General features: G+C 73.2%; 16 protein-coding genes. 12 read left to right on the top strand and 4 right to left on the bottom strand.

Annotated features, from left to right (window positions below):
• The first annotated feature begins 54 nt into the window (after nucleotides 1-54).
• From lspA to FB474_RS11110, 10 genes are all read left to right on the top strand, one after another.
• Complete coding sequence (lspA, locus tag FB474_RS11155; protein ID WP_342778119.1) at nucleotides 55-561, top strand: signal peptidase II; 507 nt, start codon at nucleotides 55-57, stop codon at nucleotides 559-561.
• The gene (locus FB474_RS11150) at nucleotides 554-1,483 is read left to right on the top strand and encodes an RluA family pseudouridine synthase (protein ID WP_141788706.1); all 930 of its coding nucleotides are present in this window, start codon (nucleotides 554-556) and stop codon (nucleotides 1,481-1,483) included. Before lspA ends, FB474_RS11150 begins: the two co-directional genes overlap by 8 nt.
• Nucleotides 1,484-1,611: 128 nt before the next feature.
• Entirely contained in the window at nucleotides 1,612-5,172 is a 3,561-nt protein-coding gene (gene dnaE / locus FB474_RS11145; RefSeq protein WP_141788705.1) for a DNA polymerase III subunit alpha, read from the top strand.
• 171 nt (nucleotides 5,173-5,343) lie between these two features.
• Nucleotides 5,344-6,222 carry an AAA family ATPase gene (locus tag FB474_RS11140; RefSeq protein ID WP_221632627.1) on the top strand — a complete coding sequence of 293 codons (879 nt, stop codon included), beginning with the start codon at nucleotides 5,344-5,346 and terminating at the stop codon, nucleotides 6,220-6,222.
• Nucleotide 6,223: 1 nt separating this feature from the next.
• The gene (locus FB474_RS11135; protein WP_141788703.1) at nucleotides 6,224-7,333 is read left to right on the top strand and encodes a vWA domain-containing protein; all 1,110 of its coding nucleotides are present in this window, start codon (nucleotides 6,224-6,226) and stop codon (nucleotides 7,331-7,333) included.
• Entirely contained in the window at nucleotides 7,326-8,459 is a 1,134-nt protein-coding gene (locus tag FB474_RS11130) for an XdhC family protein (protein ID WP_141788702.1), read from the top strand. Before FB474_RS11135 ends, FB474_RS11130 begins: the two co-directional genes overlap by 8 nt.
• 94 nt (nucleotides 8,460-8,553) lie before the next feature.
• Nucleotides 8,554-9,033: a (2Fe-2S)-binding protein gene (locus tag FB474_RS11125; protein ID WP_141788701.1), complete on the top strand. Its 480-nt coding sequence runs from the start codon at nucleotides 8,554-8,556 to the stop codon at nucleotides 9,031-9,033.
• Nucleotides 9,030-11,480, top strand: coding sequence for a xanthine dehydrogenase family protein molybdopterin-binding subunit (locus FB474_RS11120; protein WP_141788700.1), 2,451 nt, complete (start codon nucleotides 9,030-9,032; stop codon nucleotides 11,478-11,480). The genes FB474_RS11125 and FB474_RS11120 overlap by 4 nt, the downstream gene beginning before the upstream one ends.
• The gene (locus tag FB474_RS11115) at nucleotides 11,477-12,325 is read left to right on the top strand and encodes an FAD binding domain-containing protein (RefSeq protein WP_141788699.1); all 849 of its coding nucleotides are present in this window, start codon (nucleotides 11,477-11,479) and stop codon (nucleotides 12,323-12,325) included. Before FB474_RS11120 ends, FB474_RS11115 begins: the two co-directional genes overlap by 4 nt.
• A gap of 73 nt (nucleotides 12,326-12,398) precedes the next feature.
• On the top strand, nucleotides 12,399-13,103 hold the full coding sequence (locus FB474_RS11110) for an SRPBCC family protein (protein WP_141788698.1): 705 nt from the start codon (nucleotides 12,399-12,401) through the stop codon (nucleotides 13,101-13,103).
• A gap of 23 nt (nucleotides 13,104-13,126) precedes the next feature.
• Here the strand turns inward: FB474_RS11110 and FB474_RS11105 are convergent, their stop codons facing one another.
• Together FB474_RS11105 and FB474_RS11100 are read right to left on the bottom strand one after the other, a co-directional pair.
• Nucleotides 13,127-14,803: a multicopper oxidase family protein gene (locus tag FB474_RS11105; protein ID WP_141788697.1), complete on the bottom strand. Its 1,677-nt coding sequence runs from the start codon at nucleotides 14,801-14,803 to the stop codon at nucleotides 13,127-13,129.
• 9 nt (nucleotides 14,804-14,812) lie between these two features.
• Nucleotides 14,813-16,093, bottom strand: a complete 1,281-nt coding sequence (locus FB474_RS11100) for an FAD-dependent oxidoreductase (RefSeq protein WP_141788696.1) — start codon at nucleotides 16,091-16,093, stop codon at nucleotides 14,813-14,815.
• A 47-nt stretch (nucleotides 16,094-16,140) separates the two neighbouring features.
• On the opposite strand from FB474_RS11100, the gene FB474_RS11095 reads away from it, so the two are divergent.
• Together FB474_RS11095 and FB474_RS11090 are read left to right on the top strand one after the other, a co-directional pair.
• A complete protein-coding gene (locus FB474_RS11095) occupies nucleotides 16,141-18,267 on the top strand; it encodes a S9 family peptidase (RefSeq protein ID WP_141788695.1) in 2,127 nt (708 codons plus the stop codon).
• Between the two features lie 97 nt (nucleotides 18,268-18,364).
• Entirely contained in the window at nucleotides 18,365-20,506 is a 2,142-nt protein-coding gene (locus FB474_RS11090; RefSeq protein ID WP_141788694.1) for a SpoIIE family protein phosphatase, read from the top strand.
• 30 nt (nucleotides 20,507-20,536) lie between these two features.
• On the opposite strand, the gene FB474_RS11085 is transcribed toward FB474_RS11090, so the two are convergent.
• Nucleotides 20,537-20,956, bottom strand: coding sequence for a DivIVA domain-containing protein (locus FB474_RS11085; protein WP_141788693.1), 420 nt, complete (start codon nucleotides 20,954-20,956; stop codon nucleotides 20,537-20,539).
• A gap of 194 nt (nucleotides 20,957-21,150) precedes the next feature.
• A complete protein-coding gene (locus FB474_RS11080; RefSeq protein ID WP_246092140.1) occupies nucleotides 21,151-21,960 on the bottom strand; it encodes an ABC transporter permease in 810 nt (269 codons plus the stop codon).
• Nucleotides 21,961-22,028: the final 68 nt, after the last annotated feature.

Raw genomic sequence — 22,028 nt, 5'->3', positions numbered from 1 at the left:
TCCCCCACGCAGGAGCCCACCGGGCGTCCGTCCCGTCGCCCCCGACTCTTCGCGGTGCTCATCTCCGCGGCCGTCGTGGTCTACGCTGCGGACCAGCTCGCCAAGGCCTGGGCCCTCGCACACCTCCAGCCGGACGTCCCCCAGGACCTCCTCGGCCCGGTGCTGCGCCTCGACCTCACCCGCAACCCCGGAGCCGCCTTCTCCATCGCCACGAGCGCCACCTGGGTGCTCACCCTGATCGCGGCCGCCGTCGTGGTGGTCATCATCGTGACCAGCCGCCGGCTCGGCAGCCTCGGCTGGGCCTGGGCCCTGGGCCTGCTGCTCGGTGGCTCGCTGGGCAACCTGACCGACCGCGTGGTCCGCCCACCCGGGGTCGGCCGCGGGCACGTGGTCGACTTCCTCATGCTGCCGCACTGGCCGATCTTCAACGTGGCCGACTCGGCCATCGTCTCCGCCGCCGTGCTCATCGGCCTGCTGGCCGTGCGCGGGGTCAGCATCGACGGCTCGCGCACGCAGCCGCACGCACCCAAGCACGAGGCAGGGGCCCACACCGATGCCTGACGTCCGTTCCCTCCCCGTCCCGGACGGCCTCGAGGGTGAGCGGGTCGACGCCGCCCTCGCCCGGCTCTTCGGCCTGTCCCGCACCAAGGCCGCCGACCTCGCCGCCGACGGCGCGGTCACCCTGGACCAGAAGGCCGTCGGCAAGTCCGACCGGGTCGTCGCCGGCGCCTGGCTCGAGGTGGCCCTGCCCGACCCCGACGCGGCCCCCGCTCTGGCCGTGGTGGCCGAGCCGGTCCCGGGCATGACCGTCATCCACGACGACGATGACCTCGTCGTGGTCGACAAGCCGGTCGGCGTCGCCGCCCACCCCAGCGTGGGCTGGACCGGACCCACGGTGATCGGCGGGCTCGCCGCGGCCGGCTACCGCATCGCGACCTCCGGCGCCTCCGAGCGCCAGGGCATCGTGCACCGGCTCGACGTGGGCACCAGCGGCCTGATGGTCGTGGCCAAGAGCGAGCACGCCTACAGCCTGCTCAAGCGGGCGTTCAAGGCGCGCACGGTCGAGAAGACCTACCACGCGCTCGTGCAGGGCCTGCCCGACCCGGTGCAGGGGACCATCGACGCCCCCATCGGGCGCCACCCCAGCTACGACTACAAGTTCGCGGTCCTGGCGAGCGGCAAGCCGAGCATCACCCACTACGAGGTGATCGAGGCGTTCCGCTCCGCCTCGCTGGTCGAGGTACACCTCGAGACCGGCCGCACCCACCAGATCCGGGTGCACTTCTCCGCCCTGCGCCACCCCTGCGCCGGCGACCTGACCTACGGCGCCGACCCGGTGCTGGCCAGGCGGCTCGGCCTGGAGCGGCAGTGGCTGCACGCCGTCCGGCTCGGCTTCGAGCACCCCGGGACGGGGGAGCAGGTCACCTTCGAGAGCCCCTACCCCGAGGACCTGCAGACCGCGCTCGACCGCATCGGCGCCTGACCGGCAGGTGCTCCGTGCACCTTCCCCGGCGTGTCGCCAGCGACGCGCCGGGGGCCGGCGACACGCGCCCGCGGGGTGACCACACGGCATACCGGCGGTGTCCCCGGGGGCAACTAGACTCGCCCCCGATGACGACACAGGCAGCCTCCGAGAACAGCTTCGTCCACCTGCACAACCACACCGAGTACTCCATGCTCGATGGTGCGGCCCGGATCGACGAGCTGTTCGAGGCTGCGGCGCAGATGGGCATGCCCGCCCTCGCGACCACGGACCACGGCTACGTCTTCGGCGCCTACGAGTTCTGGAAGAAGGCGCAGAAGCACGGGGTCAAGCCGATCATCGGCGTCGAGGCCTACCTCACCCCGGGCACGCACCGCACCGACAAGACGCGGGTCAAGTTCGGCGACGGTGGCCGCGACGACGTCTCCGGCTCCGGTGCCTACACCCACATGACGCTGTGGGCGCGCAACAACACCGGCATGCACAACCTGTTCCGGATGAGCTCGCTGGCCAGCCTCGAGGGCTACTACTTCAAGCCGCGCATGGACCGCGAGCTGCTCAGCCAGTACGGCGAGGGCCTCATCGCGACCACGGGGTGCCCGTCGGGTGAGGTGCAGACGCGCCTGCGCCTCGGGCAGTACCAGCAGGCGGTCGAGGCGGCGGCGGAGTTCCGCGACATCTTCGGCGCGGAGAACTTCTACTGCGAGGTCATGGACCACGGCCTGGGCATCGAGCGCGACGTCCAGAAGGACCTGCTGCGTTTGGCCCGGGACCTCGGGCTGCCGCTGGTCGCCACCAACGACCTGCACTACACCAAGGCCGAGGACTCCCAGGCGCACGCGGCGCTGCTGTGCGTGCAGTCCGGCTCGACCCTGATGGACCCCAACCGGTTCAAGTTCGACGCCGACGAGTTCTACCTGAAGTCGCCGCAGGAGATGCGCCACGTCTGGCGCGAGCTGCCCGAGGCCTGCGACAACACGCTGCTGATCGCCGAGCGCTGCGAGGTCTCGTTCACCGAGGGCGAGGGGCGCTACATGCCGCGCTTCCCCTGCCCGCCCGGGGAGGACGAGACCTCGTGGTTCATCAAGGAGGTCGAGACCGGCCTGCGCCGGCGCTTCCCCGAGGGCGTGCCCGACTACGCGACCAGGCAGGCGGCCTACGAGATCGAGGTCATCGTCGGCAAGGGCTACCCCGGCTACTTCCTGGTCGTCGCCGACTTCATCAACTGGGCCAAGCGCAACGGCATCCGGGTCGGCCCCGGCCGTGGCTCCGGTGCCGGGTCCATGGCCGCCTACGCGATGGGCATCACCGACCTCGACCCGGTCCCGCACGGCCTGATCTTCGAGCGGTTCCTCAACCCCGAACGCCCCTCGATGCCCGACTTCGACGTCGACTTCGACGAGCGCCGGCGCGGTGAGGTGATCCGGTACGTCACCGAGAAGTACGGCGAGGAGCGCGTCGCGCAGATCGTCACCTACGGCACGATCAAGGCCAAGCAGGCGCTCAAGGACGCCAGCCGGGTCATGGGCTTCCCCTTCGCGATGGGCGAGAAGCTCACCAAGGCCATGCCGCCGGCGGTCATGGGCAAGGACATCCCGCTGACGGGGATCTTCGACCCCGAGCACAAGCGCTACGCCGAGGCGGCCGAGTTCCGCCAGGTCCACGACGAGGACCCGCAGGCCCAGGAGGTCGTCAAGACCGCGCTCGGCCTCGAGGGCCTCAAGCGCCAGTGGGGCGTGCACGCCGCCGGCGTGATCATGTCCAGCGAGCCGCTGATCGACCTCATCCCGATCATGCGCCGCGAGCAGGACGGCCAGATCATCACCCAGTTCGACTACCCCAGCTGCGAGACGCTGGGGCTGGTCAAGATGGACTTCCTCGGCCTGCGCAACCTCACGATCCTCGACGACGCCGTCGCCAACGTGAAGCTCAACCGCGGCATCGACCTCGACCTCGACGCGCTGTCCAAGGACATGACCGACGAGGCCGCGTTCGCCCTGCTGGCCCGCGGCGACACCCTGGGCGTGTTCCAGCTCGACGGCGGCGGCATGCGCACCCTGCTGCGCCAGATGCAACCCGACAACTTCGAGGACATCTCCGCCGCCCTCGCGCTCTACCGCCCCGGCCCCATGGGCGCCAACAGCCACACCAACTACGCGCTGCGCAAGACGGGCAAGCAGCCGATCACCCCGATCCACCCCGAGCTGGCCGAGCCGCTCGACCCGATCCTGTCGATGACGCAGGGCCTGATCGTCTACCAGGAGCAGGTCCAGCAGATCGCCCAGAAGGTCGCCGGCTACACGCTCGGCAAGGCCGACCTGCTGCGCCGCGCCATGGGCAAGAAGAAGAAGGAGGTCCTCGACGCCGAGTTCGTGCCCTTCAGCCAGGGCATGAAGGACAACGGCTACAGCGACGCGGCGATCAAGACGCTGTGGGACATCCTCGTCCCCTTCTCCGACTACGCCTTCAACAAGGCGCACACCGCCGCCTACGGCCTGGTGTCCTACTGGACCGCCTACCTCAAGGCCAACTTCCCGGCCGAGTACATGGCCGCGCTGCTGACCAGCGTCCGCGACGACAAGGACAAGTCGGCGCTCTACCTCAACGAGTGCCGGCGCATGGGCATCAAGGTGCTGCCGCCGGACGTCAACGAGTCGATCGCCAACTTCGCCGCCGTCGGCACCGACATCCGCTTCGGTATGGCCGCGATCCGCAACGTCGGCACCAACGTCGTCGACGCCATCGTCGCCGCGCGCGAGGACAAGGGGCGCTACGCCTCGTTCAAGGACTTCCTCGGCAAGGTGCCTGCCGTCGTGTGCAACAAGCGCACCATCGAGTCGCTGATCAAGGCCGGCGCGTTCGACTCCCTCGGCGAGAGCCGGCGCGGCCAGGTCGCCGTCCACGAGCAGTACGTCGACGCCCTCGTCGAGGTGAAGAAGAAGGAGGCGATCGGGCAGGACTCGCTGTTCGGCTCCTTCGGTGACGAGGACGCCGACGGCCTCGGCGGCGGCGACGTCTTCGACGGCCTCGCCCCGGTGCCCAAGGGGGAGTGGGACAAGCAGACGCTGCTGGCCTTCGAGCGCGAGATGCTCGGCCTCTACGTCTCCGACCACCCGTTGTTCGGCATCGAGCACGTGCTCTCCCAGCACGCCGACACCTCGATCGCCACGCTCAACGGCGAGGAGGGCAAGCCCGACGGCACCACGGTGACCATCGCCGGGCTGATCACCGGCCTGCAGGTCAAGCGCACCAAGAAGGGCGACCTCTGGGCGATCGCCACGGTCGAGGACCTCGACGGCGCCATCGAGTGCCTGTTCTTCCCCTCGGCCTACATGACGGTCTCGACGATGCTGGGCCACGACGTCGTCTGCGTGGTCAAGGGCCGGGTCAACCGGCGCGACGACTCGGTCTCGATCTACGCCCAGGAGCTGACCCTGCCCGACCTCAAGGAGGGCCCGCGCGGACCGGTCGTGGTCAGCCTGCCGCTGGCGCGCGCCACCAACGGCGTGGCCGAGCGGATCAAGGGCGTGCTCTCCGACCACCCGGGCGTCACCGAGGTGCACCTGCGGCTCACCCAGCCCGGCCGCTCGGTGCTCGTCCGGCTCGACGACACGCTGCGCGTCACCGCCTCGCCGGCACTGTTCGGCGACCTCAAGGCCCTGCTCGGCCCCGCCTGCCTCAGCGGCTGACCCGCGCGATCGGTATGCCGGGTGCGCACCGCGCGCACCCGGCATACCCGGGCGCGCTCATCCGTGCCGTCCCGGGCGCCGTCAGCCGGCGCGGCGGTGGCGCCGGCCGGGCAGGACGTTTCGCGGTGGTCGGGACGGGGCCGGTGGGGTGATGCTTGGGGCGTGGAGGACATCGCCTCGGCGGCAGAGCTGGCCCAGCGACTCGCCGGCACCGGCTACCTGGCCGACGACGGCCTGGCGACCATCGGCTTCATCGCCCTCGCCATGCACCGGCCGCTGCTCCTGGAGGGCGAGCCGGGGACCGGCAAGACGGCACTGGCGGAGGCACTGGCCGAGAGCCTGGACCTGCCGTTGATCCGGCTCCAGTGCTACGAGGGCATCGAGGCCAGCCAGGCCCTCTACGACTGGGACTTCCCGCGGCAGATCCTGCACCTGCGGACCATCGAGGCCACCCGCGCGGCCGAGGAGGGCGTCGACGTCGAGGAGGTCGAGAAGTCGCTGTTCGACGAGCGCTTCCTGCTGGCCCGGCCGGTGCTGCGGGCGCTGCGCGAGAGCCCCGCCGTGCTCCTCGTCGACGAGATCGACCGGGCCGACGACGAGTTCGAGGCGTTCCTGCTGGAGGTGCTCTCGACCTACCAGGTCTCCATCCCCGAGCTGGGGACCATCACGGCGACCCGGCCGCCCGTCGTCGTGCTCACCTCCAACCGCACCCGCGAGGTGCACGACGCGCTCAAGCGGAGATGCCTCTACCACTGGATCGACCACCCCGGCATGGCCCGCGAGGTCGAGATCGTCCGCCGCCGGCTGCCGCAGGTGTCGCAGCGGCTCGCCGAGCAGGTCGTGGCGGCGGTGCAGCGGATGCGCGCCAACGCCGACCTGCTCAAGCCGCCGGGCGTCGCCGAGACGCTCGACTGGACCGAGGCGCTGCTGGCCCTCGGCCGCGACAGCCTCGACCTCGAGACGGCGGCAGCCACGTTGGGGGCGGTGCTGAAGTACCGCGAGGACGCCGACCGGGTGCGCGCCTCGCTCGACACGGTCCTGGCCGGCTGAGATGAGCGCGGCCCCGGCGTTCGAGGCGGACCGGGTCATGGTCGGCTTCGCGACGGCGCTGCGGCACGCGGGCGTGCCGGTCACCTCCGACCGCACGCAGACGTTCCTGGGCGCCGTCGCCCAGGTCGGCGCGGACGACCCGCAGGCGGTCTACTGGGCGGGGCGCGCCACCTTGTGCGCGGGGCCGGACGACCTGCGCCGGTACGACGCGGTGTTCAGCGCGTTCTTCGCCGGCTCGTGGCGCCCGGGCGGACCCCCGTCGGCGCCGTCGGCGCCCCGGCAGGCTCCGCTCGAGGAGCCGGGCGACACCGGAGCAGGGGCCCAGGAGGACGCCACGGTGGCCGCGATGGCCAGCCGGGCGGAGGTCCTGCGCCACCGTGACATCGCCGACCTCGACGCCGCCGAACGCGCATCGCTGGCAAGGCTTTTCGCGACCCTGCGGCCTCAGCTGCCGCGTCGACGCGGCACGCGTCACCGACCGGCTCCGCGCGGGCCGATCGACGCCCGCCGGACGATGCGCGACGCGCTGCGCCGGGCGGGGGAGCCGGGCCCGATCCGGCACCGACGGCGCGCGCCCCGGCCCCGCAGGGTCGTCCTGGTCGTCGACGTCTCCGGGTCGATGTCCCCGTATGCCGACAGCCTGCTGCGCCTGGCGCACGTCCTGGTGCAGGTCGAGCCGCGCAGCGTCGAGGTGTTCACCATCGGCACGCGGCTCACCCGCGTGACGCGGGCCCTGCGGCAGCGGGACCCGGCCACCGCCCTGCGCCTGGCCGGGGAGACGGTGCCCGACTGGTCGGGCGGCACCCGGCTCGGGGAGTCGCTCAAGGCGTTCTGTGACCGGTGGGGGCAGCGCGGCCTGGCGCGCGGGGCCGTGGTCGTGGTGTGCAGCGACGGGTGGGAGCGGGGCGACTGCACCTTGCTGGGGCAGCAGATGCGCCGGCTGGCGCGCCTCGCCCACCGGGTCGTGTGGATGAACCCGCACCGGGGCAAGGTGGGCTACGAGCCCGTCCAGGCGGGGATGGCCGCGGCCCTGCCGTACGTTGACGACTTCGTGGCCGGGCACAGCCTGGCGACCTTCGCGACCCTGATCGAGGTGGTGGCTGATGCGTGACGTGCTGCCGGAGCTCAAGCGATGGTGGTCGGCGGGGGACCCGGTGGGGGTCGGGACCGTGGTGGCGACCTTCCGCTCCGCGCCGCGCCAGCCCGGTGCGGCCATGCTGGTCGGCCCCGACGCGACCGTCGTCGGGTCGGTGTCCGGAGGCTGCGTCGAGGGCGCCCTCTACGAGCTGGCCCAGGAGGTCGTGGCCTCACGGCGCCCGGTCCTGCAGCGCTACGGCGTCAGCGACGACGACGCCTTCGCGGTGGGCCTGACCTGCGGCGGGATCCTCGACGTCTACGTCGAGGAGGTCGACCGGGAGTCCTTCCCCGAGCTCGGCGACGTCATCGCCGACATCGAGGCCGAGCGGCCGGTCGCGGTGGTCACGGTCATCGCCCACCCGGAACCGGCGCGGGTCGGGCGGCGCATGGTGGTGCGTCCGCCGGGCGGCGAGCCCGAGCGGCAGGGCTCGCTCGGCTCCGAACGCGTCGACGACGCGGTGGCCGACGACGCCCTCGGGCTGCTGGCCGCGGGTCGGGTCGAGACGCTGGAGTACGGGCCGGAGGGTGAGCGCCGTGGCGAGGGCCAACGGGTCTTCGTCCAGTCTTTCGCGCCGGCACCCCGGATGATCGTCTTCGGCGCCATCGACTTCGCCGCCGCGGTCGCGCGGATGGGCACCTTCCTCGGCTACCGCGTCACGGTCTGCGACGCCCGCCCGGTGTTCGCCACCAGGACCCGGTTCCCCTCCGCCGACGAGGTCGTCGTGGAGTGGCCCCACCGCTACCTGGCCGCCGAGGCCGAGGCGGGGCGCCTGGACGAGCGCACGGTGATCTGCGTGCTGACCCACGACCCCAAGTTCGACGTGCCGGTCCTGGAGGTGGCGCTGCGGCTGCCCCACGTGGCCTATGTCGGCGCGATGGGGTCACGGCGCACCCACGAGGACCGGATGGCCCGGCTGGTCGAGGCCGGCCTGACCACCGGGGAGCTGTCCCGGCTGGCCAGCCCGATCGGCCTCGACCTCGGGGCGCGCACCCCGGAGGAGACCGCCGTCAGCATCGCCGCGGAGATCATCGCCCTGCGCTGGGGAGGCGCGGGGGAGCGGCTCGGCGAGCTGTCCGGGGCCATCCACCACCACGGCTGAGGCCCGAACCGGCATAGGACTTCTGGCGCTTGTCGCGCCTGCCCTTCGGGGGGACCATCCGAGCAGCGAGGGGACCAGTCACCCTGGAGGGCGCATGACCCGGATCAGCATGACCGTTGACGGCAGCACCTACTCCGACGAGGTCGAGCCACGCACCCTGCTCGTCCACTACCTGCGACAGCAGGTGGGCAGGACCGGCACGGTCGTCGGCTGTGACACCAGCAACTGCGGCGCCTGCACGGTGCTGCTGGACGGGCGCAGCGTGAAGTCCTGCACCGTGCTCGCCGTCCAGGCCGACGGCCACGAGGTCACCACCGTGGAGGGGCTGGCCACCGACGGCCGGCTGCACCCGGTGCAGCAGGCCTTCCACGAGTGCCACGCCCTGCAGTGCGGCTACTGCACGCCCGGCATGATCATGGCGTCCATCGACCTGCTCGGGTCCAACCCGCACCCCAGCGAGCGGGAGATCCGCGAGGGCCTCGAGGGCAACCTGTGCAGGTGCACCGGCTACCACAACATCGTCAAGGCCGTGCAGACCGCGGCCGCGGCCGCCTCCGAGGGGGCGGCGTCATGACCGCCGTCGACGAGCGCCCCGCCACCGAGGTCGGCAGCCCCCGCCGCCGCAAGGAGGACCTGCGGCTGATCACCGGCCGCACCCGCTGGACCGACAACATCGTCCTGCCCGGCATGCTGCACCTGGCCATGGTCCGCAGCCCGGTCGCGCACGCCCGCATCACCTCCGTGGACGTCGCCGCCGCCAGGGAGTCCTCCGGGGTCGTGGCGGTCCTCACGGGCCGCGACGTGGCCGCCGAGCAGGGCAGCCTGCCCTGCGCCTGGCCGATCACCCCCGACCAGAAGGCGCCGCCGCACCCGGCCATCGCCGTCGACACGGTCAACTTCGCCGGCGAGGTCGTGGCGGTGGTCATCGCCCGCTCCGCCGCCGAGGCACGAGACGCCATGGAGCTCGTCGACGTCGACTACGAGGACCTGCCCGTGGTGCTCGACCTCGAGGCCGCGGTCGCCGAGGGCGCCGAGCTGGTCCACCCCGACCTGGGCACCAACATCTCCGCGCGCTGGGTCTTCGACTCGGCCGAGGCCGGCACCGGCAGCAACGTCGAGGACGCCATCGCCGCCGCCCGCCAGGACGGGGTCCTGCTGGAGCGGACCTTCCGCCAGCAGCGGCTGATCCCGTCGTTCATGGAGCCCCGGTCCGTCGTCGTCGACCCCACCGCGGCGCAGATGACGATGTGGTCGGCCACCCAGATCCCCCACATCCTCAAGCTCATGCTGGCGCTCACCTGCGGCGTCTCCGAGAGCCAGCTCCGGGTGATCGCCCCCGACGTCGGCGGCGGCTTCGGCGGCAAGCTCCAGGTCACCCCGGAGGAGGTCATCACCCTCCTCGCGGCGCGGCACACGGGCAGGCCCTGCAAGTACACCGAGACCCGTTCGGAGTCGCTGATGGCGGCCCACCACGGACGCGACCAGGTGCAGAAGATCACCCTGGCGGCGACCAGGGACGGCACGGTCACCGGCCTCAAGGTCGAGCTGCTGGCCGACATGGGTGCCTACCTCGGCCTCGTGACCCCGGGCATCCCCATCCTCGGGGCGTTCATGTACAACGCGATCTACAAGTTCCCCTCCTACCGCTTCGACTGCACGAACGTCTTCACGACCAAGGCGTGGACCGACGCCTACCGTGGCGCGGGACGTCCCGAGGCGACGTTCGCGATCGAGCGGATCATGGACGAGCTGGCGCACGAGCTCGGGGTCGACCCGATCCAGGTGCGCGAGCAGAACTGGATCCGCCACGAGGAGTTCCCGTTCACGACGGTCGCCGGGATGGAGTACGACTCCGGCAACTACGAGGCGGCGACGGCCCGGGCGAAGGAGCTCTTCGGCTACGACGAGCTGCGGGCCGAGCAGGCGCGCCGCCGCGAGGCCAGGGACCCGGTGCAGCTCGGCATCGGCATCTCGACGTTCACCGAGATGTGCGGCCTGGCCCCGTCGAGGGTCCTCGGGGCGCTGTCGTACGCCGCCGGCGGGTGGGAACACGCCTCCGTGCGGATGCTGGCCAGTGGCAAGGTCGAGGTGGTCACCGGGACGAGCCCGCACGGCCAGGGCCACGAGACAGCCTGGTCGCAGATCGTGGCGGACCGGCTCGGCGTGCCATTCGAGGACATCGAGGTGCTGCACGGCGACACGCAGATCTCGCCGCGAGGCCTGGACACCTACGGGTCGCGTTCGCTGGTCGTCGGCGGCATCGCGGTCCTCAAGGCCGCGGACAAGGTCATCGAGAAGGCGCGGCCCATCGCCGCGCACCTGCTCGAGGCCAACGTCGACGACCTCGAGTTCAGCGCCGGACGCTTCGGCGTCAAGGGCACCGACAAGGGCGTGGGCCTCGGCGAGATCGCCTTCGCGGTCTTCTCCTCGCACAACCTGCCCGACGGCGTGGAGCCCTGCCTCGACGCCGATGCGTCATTCGACCCGGTCAACTTCTCCTTCCCGCACGGCACCCACCTGTGCGCGATCGAGGTCGACACCGAGACCGGCGCGGCCACGATCCGCTCCTACGTCTGCGTCGACGACGTCGGCTCGGTGGTCAACCCGCTCATCGTCGAGGGGCAGGTGCACGGCGGGCTCGTGCAGGGCATCGCCCAGGCCCTCTTCGAGGAGGCGGTGTATGACGAGTCCGGCACCTTGGTCACGGGGTCCTTCGTCGACTACCTCGTCCCGAGTGCCGCCGACGTCCCGTCGTTTGTCACGGCACGGACCGAGACCCCCTCGACGACCAACGACCTCGGGGTCAAGGGGGTCGGTGAGGCCGGGACGATCGCCTCGACGCCCGCGGTGGTCAACGCGGTGGTGGACGCCCTGCGCCCGTTCGGCGTCAACGACGTGACGATGCCGTGCACGCCGCACCGCATCTGGAAGGCGGTCCACGGGCAGGACGCGGCGACACCGGTCAGACCCAGCAGCGAGCAGTCGGTCGCCGAGAAGCGCGAGGGAGGGCAGCAGGCATGATCCCGGCACAGTTCGACTACCACGCCCCGACCTCGGTGGACGAGGCGCTGCAGCTGCTCCGTGACGCCGACGATGCCAAGGTGCTCGCCGGCGGGCAGAGCCTCATCCCGGTGCTCCGGCTCCGTCTCGCGGCGCCCGCGACGATCATCGACCTCGGGCGCATCGACGCCCTGCGCGGCGTGCGCGACGACGGCGACGCGGTCGTCATCGGCGCCATGACCCCGCACCACGAGGTCGCCGGCCACCCGCTGGTCCGGGAGCACGCGCTCCTGCTGGCCCTGGCCACCGAGACGGTGGCCGACCCGCAGATCCGTCACCGGGGCACGTTCGGCGGGGCGCTCGTCCACGCCGACCCGGCCGGCGACCTGCTCGCCCCCGCGCTGGCCCTGGGGGCGCAGATGGTCATCCAGGGCAGCGGCGGCACCCGCATCGTCGACGCGTCGGACTTCTTCCAGGACCTGTTCACCACGGCGGTGGGTGAGGACGAGCTGCTCACCGAGGTCCGCGTGCCCAAGCACACGGGCTGGGGCGCGCAGTACGAGAAGTTCACCCGCGTGGCCCAGCAGTGGTCGATCGTCGCGGTCGCGGCGACGGCGCGCGTCGAGGGCGGCACCATCGCCGACGCGCGGGTTGCCCTGACCAACATGGGGTCCACCCCCGTGCGCGCCACCGCCGTGGAGCAGGCGCTCGTCGGTGCTGCCCCGACGCAGGAGGCGGTCCGCGCCGCAGCCGCGTCCGCCGCCGAGGGCACGCAGCCGCCGAGCGACACCAACGGGGACGCCGACTACCGTCGGCACCTCGCGACCGTGCTGACCGCCCGAGCGGTGCTCGCCGCCGCCGGATGACCGCTGGTGCCGTCCCGCGCCCCGGGTGAGAGCCGAGGCGCGAGACGGCACCGCCTGACTCGCAGGAGGTTCCGTGCAGCTCCAGCACCGGTTCACCGTGCCGGCCACCGTCGACACCACCTGGGCCACCTTCAACGACCTCGAACGCACGGCCTCCTGCTTCCCCGGCGCCGAGGTCACCTCGGTCGAGGGGGAGGGCTTCACCGGCAACTGCAAGGTCAAGCTGGGGCCGATCTCGTTGCAGTACAACGGGACCGGCCGCTTCGTCGAGCGCGACGAGTCGGCGCACCGGGCCGTGATCGAGGCCAAGGGCAAGGACCGCCGGGGCAACGGCACCGCCGCGGCAACCGTGACCCTGCAGCTCAGCGATGCGGGGGACGGCGCCACCGAGGCGGTCGTCGACACCGACCTCAACATCACCGGTAAGCCGGCGCAGTTCGGTCGTGGCGTCATGCAGGACGTCTCGGACAAGCTGCTGGCCCAGTTCGTCGACTGCCTCCGGGCCGAGCTCACCCCGGCCACGGAAGCCGCGGCCCCCGAGGGTGGAGCGGTCGCCGCTGCCCCGACCGGGCCAGCCGCCGCACCGACACCCGTACCGGCACCGGCTCCCGCTCCCGCGGCGGCTCCCTCGCCCCCGTCGCACCGGCCGCCGGCCGAGCTCGACCTCGGCACGACGGTGCTCCCGGTCCTGCTGCGCCGCTACGCGCCATACTTCGCCGGCGCCCTCCTCCTGACCGGGGCCGCGTTCCTGCTGCGTCGCCTCCTGCGCCGCCGCTGACGCACCGGGCGCACCAACCGCCCTCAGCCGGTGACGAAGGTCGCCATCATCCCCATGTCCTCGTGCTCGGCGTTGTGGCAGTGCACGACGAAGCGGCCCGCGTAGTCGGTGAACCGCACCGCGATGGCGACCTCCTCGCCGGCGCGCAGGCTGACCGTGTCCTTCCAACCGTGGTCGTCCGGGCCGGGCCCCGCCCGCCCCCGGCTGAGCACCTCGAACTGCTCCAGGTGCAGGTGCACCGGGTGGCTCACGTCGCTGGCCAGGTGCCACACCTCGAGCTGGCCGAGGACCGGCCGGGCCAGGGGCCGGTCCGGGGCGAACGCCTCGCCGTTGATGGTCCAGGTGCCGCCGGCCCCGCCCCAGCGCTCGAAGGCCAGGCTCCGGTGGACCACCGCCGAGCGCGGGTCGTGCGCCGGCCCGGACGCCAGCGTGGAGGGCACGCGGGAGGGGTCCGCCACGCGGGCGCCCACGACGAACTGCATCACCTGACGGGTCCGACCCTGCCCGGCTCGGTTGACCAGCTGGACCCGCGTCCCCGGGCGGTAGCGGGCGAAGTCGACGACCACGTCGCAGCGCTCGCCGGGTGCCAGGCGGATGGTGTCCCGAGGCAGGGGCCGCGGCAGCAGGCCGCCGTCCGAGCCCACCTGGACGAGGCCGCCCCCGCCCGGCGGTGGGGGGTCCAGCGCGAGCGACCAGCCGCGGGCGTTGGAGCCGTTGAGCAGGCGGAGCCGGTGTCGGGCGCCGGCCACCTCGTGCCGAGGCCACGGCACGCCGTTGACGAGCACCACGTCGCCGAGCACCCCGTCCATGAACGGGGTGGCCATGGCGTGCCCCGGCGCGGTCATCGGTCCGGCGACGGGGTAGGTGAGCGTGCCGTCGGCCCCGAACGCCCGGTCACAGAGCAGCACTGGGAGGTCGCGCTCGCCCGTGGGCAGGCCCAGGGCGTCCTCCGCCGGGTCCAGCACGAGGTGGACGCCCATGAGGCCGCGCCACATCGCGCGACCGGTCGCCCCCATCCAATGGTCGTGGTACCACAACGTCGCCGCACGGGGCTGCGGCGGCATCACGTAGTCCCGGGTGCCGGAGGCCACCCGCGCCGCGGGGTCGGCAAGCACACCGAGTGCGCCGGCGGGCAGGCCCGCGTCGTTGCCGCCCCCGGCGCGCTGGCCACTGGGCCCGAGGTGCGCCGCGCCGCTGCCGGGGGCCGTGCCGCCGCCGGCCGTGACGCCCGCACCGTAGGTCACCGGGCCGGACCCGACGGGCAGGAGGGCGTCGGTCGGGAAGCCGTCGTCCCCGGCCGGCACGTGGCCGCCGTGCAGGTGCACCACCACGGGCACCGGCAGCTCGTTGGTGTGCCGCACGACCGTGCGCCGCCCGACGGTGGAGACGATGGTGGGGCCGGGGAAGCTGCCGGCATACGTCCACAGCGGCGTCGCGAGGCCGGGGAGCACCGGGAGGGTGCGCTCCAGCTCGTGCACCTCGTAGACGTCCGTGTCGCCGGTGGTGCTCACCGGCACGGCCACCGGCGGCACCACGAACGGCAGGGTGTATGCCGCGGGCAGCGGCGCGCGGCTGGCCACCAGGCCGCCCGGGACGGTGTCCTGCCCCCGGGCGTGGGCGCCCAGCGCCAGCCCGAGGGTGGTCACGGCTGCGGTGCCGGTGCCCACGGCGAAGGCGCGCCGGGTGAACGTGGCGCCCATGTCAGCAGGCTAGGTCCGGTCGTGCGCCCCTGTCCGCCGAACGGGCACGGCACCGGCCACGTGCTCGGGGCGGAACCCTCGACCCACCAGGCGGGCGGCCAGGCGCTGCACGATCGGCTGGGCCGCACGTCCCAGCAGGCGCACCGGCCGGGGGAAGCTCCGGGGCACGCCGGCCGCCGGGCCACCAGGGCGCACCACCTGGCGGTGCAGCAGCACCTGCAGGGACTGCATCGCCACGGTCGGGCGCTCGCGCCGGCGCTGGACCGCGGCCAGCGTGGCCTCGGGGACGGGCCCGTGCCGCAGCGCCCTAGTCAGCAGGTTGGCGGCGGCGACCGCGTCCTGCACCGCGAGGTTGATGCCGACCCCGAAGGCGGGGGACATCGCGTGGGCCGCGTCGCCGATGAGCAGCATGCCCGGCCGGTGCCACCGGGTCGCCCGGTTGACCTGCACGGTGAGCAGCTTGACCTGGTCCCACTCGCGCAGCTCGCCGACCACCTCGCCCAGGAACGGCGCGGCACCGACCACCCGCTCCCGCAGCCGCGGCATGCCCTCGGCCCGCACCCGGGTGAATCCGCCCTTGGGAATGAGCATCCCCGACTGGTAGTAGCTGCCCCGGTCGATGGTGAGCACCATCTCGCCGGCGTCGAGGTAGGCCAGCGTCGGCGGTGGCTCCACCGCGGGCTTGGGCAGCCGGAACCACAGCACGTCGATCGGCACCCCGGACTCGCGGACCGGCATACCGGCCTGGTGGCGCAGCGTCGAGCTGCGTCCGTCGGCCGCGACGGTGAGGTCGGCGCGGACCTCCAGCCCGCCCTCGGCGGTGCGGGCGCGGACCCCGCTGACGGCGCCCCGGTCCCAGAGCAGCCCGGTGGCCTCGGCGCCCATGACCAGGTGGAAGCCGGGGAAGGCGCCGGCCTGCCGGGCGATGAAGTCCAGCAGGTCCCACTGCGGCATCAGGCCGAGGAACGCGCACGGCCCGCCGAGCGTGGCGAAGTCCACCGGCGTGACCCGGTGGCCGTTGACCACCACGTCGAGGGTGCGGACCTCGTTCTGCAGCAAGGGGCGCAGCTGCTCGAACAGGCCCAGCTCGCGGAAGACCTCCAGCGTGGAGGGGTGGATGGTGTCGCCGCGGAAGTCGCGCAGGAAGTCGGTGTGCTTCTCCAGGACGACGACGTCGACGCCGGCCCGGGCCAGCAGGTAGCCCAGGACCATGCCGGCCGGTCCGCCACCGGCGATGCAGCACCGCGTCCGCAGCGCCCGCGTGCCGTCACCTGATCCACGGTCCGCCATGACGACACCGTCCCTTCGCCGGTCCTTGCGGTAACTAGGCTGCACCCATGCCTACGCCGCCGCGCGCCAAGCAGGTCGAGACCGTCCGGGACCACCACGGTGACCGCGTCGTCGACCCCTACGAGTGGCTCCGGGACAAGTCCGACCCGGAGGTCATCGCCCACCTCGAGGCCGAGAACGCCTACGCCGAGGCGGTGACCTCCCACCTCGAGCCACTGCGGGAGGAGATCTTCGACGAGATCCGCAGCCGCACCCAGGAGACCGACCTGTCGGTGCCGGTGGCCTACCGGGGGTGGTGGTACTACGCGCGCACGTTCGAGGGCAAGCAGTACGCCACGCAGTGCCGGGCCCCGGTCAGCGACCCCGCGCAGCGGCCGTCGCTCGACGACGGCGCCGCGCCCGCGGGGGAGCAGGTCCTGCTCGACGGCAACGCCGAGGCCGAGGGGCACGAGTTCTTCTCCCTCGGCGCGCTCGAGGTCAGTGACGACGGCGCCCGGGTCGCCTACGCCGTCGACGTCGAGGGCGACGAGCGGTTCGCCCTGCGGGTCAAGGACATCGCCACCGGCGAGGTCGTCGACGACGCGGTCGAGGACATCGGCTACGGCCTGGTGTGGTCGCTCGACGGTCGCTACCTGTTCTACACACGGGTCGATGACGCGTGGCGACCGCACGAGGTGTGGCGGCACGAGGTCGGCACCCCGGTCGGCGCCGACGTCATGGTCTTCGAGGAGCCGGACGAGCGGTTCTGGCTCGGGATCGGCTCCTCCCGCGACGAGCGCTGGATGGTCATCCAGGTGGCCTCGAAGCTGACCTCGGAGTGCTGGCTGCTCGACGCCGCCACCCCGCTCGTCGAGCCGCGCGTGGTCGCGCCGCGACGGGAGGGCGTGGAGTACGACGTGGAGCCGGCCGGCGACCGGCTGCTGGTCGTGCACAACGCCGGCGACCCCGACTTCGAGGTGGCGCAGGCGCCGCTGGACGCGACCAGCCCCGAGCAGTGGACCCCGTGGATCCCGCCGGTGCCGGGGGAGCGGGTGCTCGGGGTCGAGGCGTTCGCCGGCCACGCGGTGGTCTCCCTGCGTCGCGACGGCCTGAGCGCCCTGCGCGTCCTGCGGCGCGACGAGGGCGCCCCGCAGGGCTTCGGTCCGGCCCGCGAGGTCCGCTTCGACGAGCCGGTCTACTCGGTGTCCACCGGCAACAACCCGGCGTGGGAGGCCACCGAGCTGCAGGTCACCTTCGAGTCGATGGTGACGCCCCGGACCGTCTACGACGTCGACGTCGCGACCGGGGCGCTGACCCTGCTCAAGCGCCAGGCCGTGCTCGGCGGCTACGACCCGGCGGAGTACGAGCAGCACCGGGAGTGGGCCACCGCCGCGGACGGCACCCGGGTGCCCATCTCGCTGGTGCACCGGCGCCGGGCGCGCCCCGACGGTACCAACCCCGGGCTCCTCTACGGCTACGGCGCCTACGAGATGTCGATGGACCCCTACTTCTCCGTGGCCCGGCTCTCGCTGCTGGACCGCGGCTTCGTCTATGCCATCGCCCACGTTCGCGGTGGCGGCGAGATGGGGCGCCGGTGGTACGACGAGGGCAAGCTCGCGGCCAAGCCCAACACCTTCACCGACTTCGTGGCCTGCGCCGACCACCTGGTCGAGGCCGGCTGGGTGCACCCCGACCGGCTGGTCGCCGAGGGCGGCAGCGCCGGCGGGCTGCTCATCGGCGCCGCGGTCAACCTCGCGCCGTCGCGGTTCGCGGCCGTGCACGCCGCGGTGCCGTTCGTCGACGCCCTGACGACGATCCTCGACCCGTCGCTGCCACTGACCGTGCCGGAGTGGGAGGAGTGGGGCAACCCGCTGGCCGACCCCGAGGTCTACGCCGCGATGAAGGCCTACACGCCGTACGAGAACATCGCCCCGGTCCGCTACCCCGCGATCCTGGCCACCACCAGCCTCAACGACACCCGGGTCTACTTCGTCGAGCCGGCCAAGTGGGTGGCCCGCCTCCGTGACACGGTCACCAACGACCCCGACGAGCGCCCGGTCCTGCTGCGCACCGAGATGGTCGCCGGGCACGGCGGCAAGAGCGGGCGGTATGACGCGTGGCGGCAGTACGCGTGGGAGCTTGCCTTCCTCATCGACCGGGCGGGAGCGTGGGAGGGCTACCGGACGTTGACCTGAGCACGGGCCGGCCCACGGCCCGCAGGCTCGCGTCGGCATTCTGCTGACGCGGCACCGTCCCGGCTGTCAAGATCCTGTGTGTGAAGGGCGGAAGGCGATGACGTTGCCGCCGAGCTGGCGCAGCGACACGGCGCTGCTCGACGCGCTCGGCGCTGCCGTCATCGGTGCCGACCTCACCGGGACGATCTTCTACTGCAACGCCGTCGCCGAGGCGCTCTACGGCTACACCCAGGACCAGCTGCGGGGCAGCAGCGTCATGGACCTGCTGGTGCCCACCGGGGGCCTGGCCGCGGCCCAGGAGATCATGCGCCAGGTCACCGCCGGGCAGCGGTGGACCGGCGAGTTCCTCGTGCGCACCGCCAGCGGTGCCGAGAAGCTCGTCCAGATCACCGACTCACCCCTGTATGACGCCGGCGAGGTGGTCGGCGTGCTGGGTGTGGCCGAGGACGTGACCGACCTCGAGGCCGCCCGGGCCGGGATCCTGCAGCTGACCACCCGGCTGAACCGGCTGGCCAAGGTCACCGCGGAGCTGGCGGCGGCCCACGACCTCGAGGGCGTCACCGAGACGGTGGTGTCGCACGCCGCGGACGCGGTCGGGGCCAACCTCGCCTCGCTGAGCCTGCTCGAGGACGAGCACAACGTCCGGCTGGTCGGCTTCCGGGGTGACGACCGGAGCCTGTCCACCGCCTACGAGCGCTACTCGGTGTCCAACCAGACCCCCTCGGCCGAGGCCATCCGCACCGGCAAGCCGGTCGTCGTCGAGGGCGCCGCCGCCATCAAGGAGCGGTTCCCGGAGACCTACGAGCGGGTGCCGGAAGAGCGCACGTTCATCGCCCTGCCGCTGGTGGTGGGGGAGCGGCCGCTGGGGGCGATGGGGCTGTCCTTCCCCGGCCCGCGCCACGTCGACGACCAGGAGCTGGAGTTCCTCAGCACCCTGGCCGACGCGACCGCCCAGGCGATCGACCGGCTCCAGGCGCTGGCCGACGCCGCGGACCGCTCGGCCAAGCTGTCCTTCCTCGCCGGTGCGGCGGCCGAGCTGTCCAGCAGCCTGGACTACCGCTCCACCCTGGCCAACGTGGCCCGGCTGGCCGTGCCCACCCTCGCCGACTGGTGCGCCGTCCAGGTCGTCGAGGACGGCGACCTGACCACGCTGGCGGTCGCCCACGTCGACCCGGCCAAGGTGGTCCTGGCCCAGGAGCTGTCGGAGCGCTACCCGCCGGACCCCACGGCGCAGGCCGGCGCCCACCACGTCGCCCGGACGGGGGTCAGCGAGCTGTACCCCGAGGTCACCGACGAGATGCTGGTCGCCGGTGCCCGCGACGAAGAGCACCTGCGCCTGTCCCGGGAGCTGCAGCTGCGCAGCGGCCTGGTCGTGCCGCTCATCGCCCGCCAGCAGGTGCTCGGGGTGCTGACCCTGGTCAGCGCCGAGTCCGGCCACCGCTACGACCAGTCCGACCTGGCCTTCGCCGAGAACCTCGCCCACCGGGCGGCGGTCGCCATCGACAACGCGCTGCTCTACAGCGAGACGCGCGAGGCCTCGCTGCGCCTCCAGCGTGCGGTGTCCCCCGAGCGGCTGGAGGAGCTGCCCGGCTGGGAGCTGGCCGGCGTCTACCGGCCGGCGGGCAGCACCGAGGTCGGCGGCGACTTCTACGACGCGGTCCCGCTGGAGGACGGCCGGCTGGCGGTGTTCATGGGCGACGTCATGGGCCGGGGCCTGCTCGCCGCGGCGTCCATGGCCGTGGTGCGCTCGGCGCTGCGCGCCTACATCGTCATCGACCCCAGCCCGGACGCGGTGATGACCAAGCTCGACGTGATGTTCCGGCGCTACGACATCGCCCAGCTGGTCACCCTGGTCTACCTCGTCGTCGACGCCCAGCGCGACGAGATCGCCCTGGTCAACGCCGGGCACCCGCCGCCGCTGGTGGTCGGCCCGGACGGCTTCGTCGAGCGGCTCCCGCTGGCGGAGTCACCACCGCTGGGCCTGGAGGGCTTCGACCGGCGCACGCTGCGGGTGCCGTTCCGCGCCGGTGCCACCCTGCTGGCGTTCACCGACGGCCTGGTCGAGCGCCGCGGCGAGGACATCGACGCCGGGCTGGAGCGCCTGGCGCGCCGCGCCGGGACGCTGTCCGGCCCGGACCTGTCGGAGCTGCTGTCGGGGCTCGTCGCCCGGATGACCGACACCGAGCGCGAGGACGATGTGGCCGCGATAGCCGTGCGCCACGTCGAGCCGGCGACCTGAGGCCGATCCAGGGTCAGCAGCGCAGGCGGCTCAGCGGTCGGGCAGCGAGGCGAACGCGTCGTCGGCCGCGCGGTGCAGCTGGTCGGCCAGGTCCCGGACGCGGGCCGCGGTCTCCGACCGGCGGTTCTGCAGCTGCAGGGCGTGGGCGTCGAGCTGGGCCACCCGGGCCTCGGCGGCCTGGATCATGTCGCCGGCGCGGGCCTGGGCGCCGTCGATGATGTCGGCCGCCTCCTGGCGGGCCCGGCGCACGATCTGGTCGCGCTCGGCGTTGGCGGCGGCCACGACGGAGTCGGCCACCTCCTGGGCGCGGCCGAGCAGCGCGGTCGCGGCGGCCGAGGTGAGTCCCGGTTCGGCGCTGGCCAGCGCGGCGATGTGCGCGTCCACCTGGCCCGGGTCGTATCCGTGGGCCACCCGCGTGAAACGGGGGCCGGTGCTCTCGGCGTAGGTCACCGCGTGCCCTCCTGCATTCCGGCGTGTGGTTTCGTGGCGAGCCTACACAGCCGCACGGGCGCGCAGGACGGGCCCGATCCCGGGTTCCGTCAAGACGGCGTCCGGCCCGTGGGCGCCGGGCCGGGTCCAGCCGGCCACGGTCTGGCCCGGTGCACCCGCCCGCCCACGGTAGGGCCCGGGCGGGGAGCGGCCGATCAGGCCCGGGCGGGAGAGCGGGCGATCAGTCCCCGCGCGACGAGCTCGACGGTGACGAGCACCGCAACCGACTGGACCAGCAGCAGGGCCACCAGGACGACGAGCTGCACGGCAGCCGCCTGCAGCGGGGAGGCGCCTCCGAGCAGCATGCCGACGAAGGCCCCCGGGAGCGTGACCAGCCCCACGGTGCGGGTCTGGTCGAGGCCCGGGACCAGGGCCAGCGCGGCGTCGTCCCGCGCCACCAGCAGGGCGGCGTCGCGGTCGAGCAGCCCGATGGACAGGGCCGCGTCGTACTCCCCGGCCCGGTTCTGCAGCGCGTCCAGGGCGCGGCGGCCGGCCAGCGTCGTGGCGGTCATGGCGTTGCCGATGAGGATCCCGGCGATCGGGACGACGGCGATCGGGCGCAGCGGCACCAGCCCGCTGGCGAGCAGCCCGGCCACCACCGGCGCGGCACCCGCCAGGACGGGCAGCCCGGCGACCCACCACCGGCCGGAGGCGGCGAGGCGCCGCCCGGCGGTCAGGCTCGCCACGCCGAACATCACGAGCAGGAACGCCGAGGTCAGCGCCCACGAGCGCAGCACCGCGGCGATGACCAGGCCAACCAGGGCCAGCTGCAGCGTCGCGCGTCCGGCGGCGACCAGGTCGTCGCGCGCGTGCCCGAGGCCGCCGCGCACGTTGATGAGCGCCGCGAGCCCGGTGCACACCACCACGACCGCGGCCAGGCGCAGCAGGCCGCCCGTGCCCTCGACACTGACCAGGGCCTGCGAGGTCAGGTGGCCGGTCGGCATACCCGCAGGCGCGTGGATCACGCGCCGCATTATCCGCCGGACCGTGGGACGGGCCGCGGGCCGACGCGCGGGACAACCTAGACTGGGCG

Origin of the sequence: Oryzihumus leptocrescens (assembly GCF_006716205.1) — a bacterium.
GTDB lineage: Bacteria > Actinomycetota > Actinomycetes > Actinomycetales > Dermatophilaceae > Oryzihumus > Oryzihumus leptocrescens.
Note: the sequence above shows the minus strand (reverse complement) of the source record. Positions and strands in the feature narration are given on the sequence as shown.

Coding starts and splice junctions, on each gene's coding strand:
- FB474_RS11150 (WP_141788706.1), top strand. CDS start 554: ATGCCTGACGTCCGTTCCCTCCCCGTCCCGGACGGCCTCGAGGGTGAG.
- dnaE (WP_141788705.1), top strand. CDS start 1,612: ATGACGACACAGGCAGCCTCCGAGAACAGCTTCGTCCACCTGCACAAC.
- FB474_RS11135 (WP_141788703.1), top strand. CDS start 6,224: ATGAGCGCGGCCCCGGCGTTCGAGGCGGACCGGGTCATGGTCGGCTTC.
- FB474_RS11130 (WP_141788702.1), top strand. CDS start 7,326: ATGCGTGACGTGCTGCCGGAGCTCAAGCGATGGTGGTCGGCGGGGGAC.
- FB474_RS11125 (WP_141788701.1), top strand. CDS start 8,554: ATGACCCGGATCAGCATGACCGTTGACGGCAGCACCTACTCCGACGAG.
- FB474_RS11120 (WP_141788700.1), top strand. CDS start 9,030: ATGACCGCCGTCGACGAGCGCCCCGCCACCGAGGTCGGCAGCCCCCGC.
- FB474_RS11115 (WP_141788699.1), top strand. CDS start 11,477: ATGATCCCGGCACAGTTCGACTACCACGCCCCGACCTCGGTGGACGAG.
- FB474_RS11105 (WP_141788697.1), bottom strand. CDS start 14,803: ATGGGCGCCACGTTCACCCGGCGCGCCTTCGCCGTGGGCACCGGCACC.
- FB474_RS11100 (WP_141788696.1), bottom strand. CDS start 16,093: ATGGCGGACCGTGGATCAGGTGACGGCACGCGGGCGCTGCGGACGCGG.
- FB474_RS11095 (WP_141788695.1), top strand. CDS start 16,141: ATGCCTACGCCGCCGCGCGCCAAGCAGGTCGAGACCGTCCGGGACCAC.
- FB474_RS11090 (WP_141788694.1), top strand. CDS start 18,365: ATGACGTTGCCGCCGAGCTGGCGCAGCGACACGGCGCTGCTCGACGCG.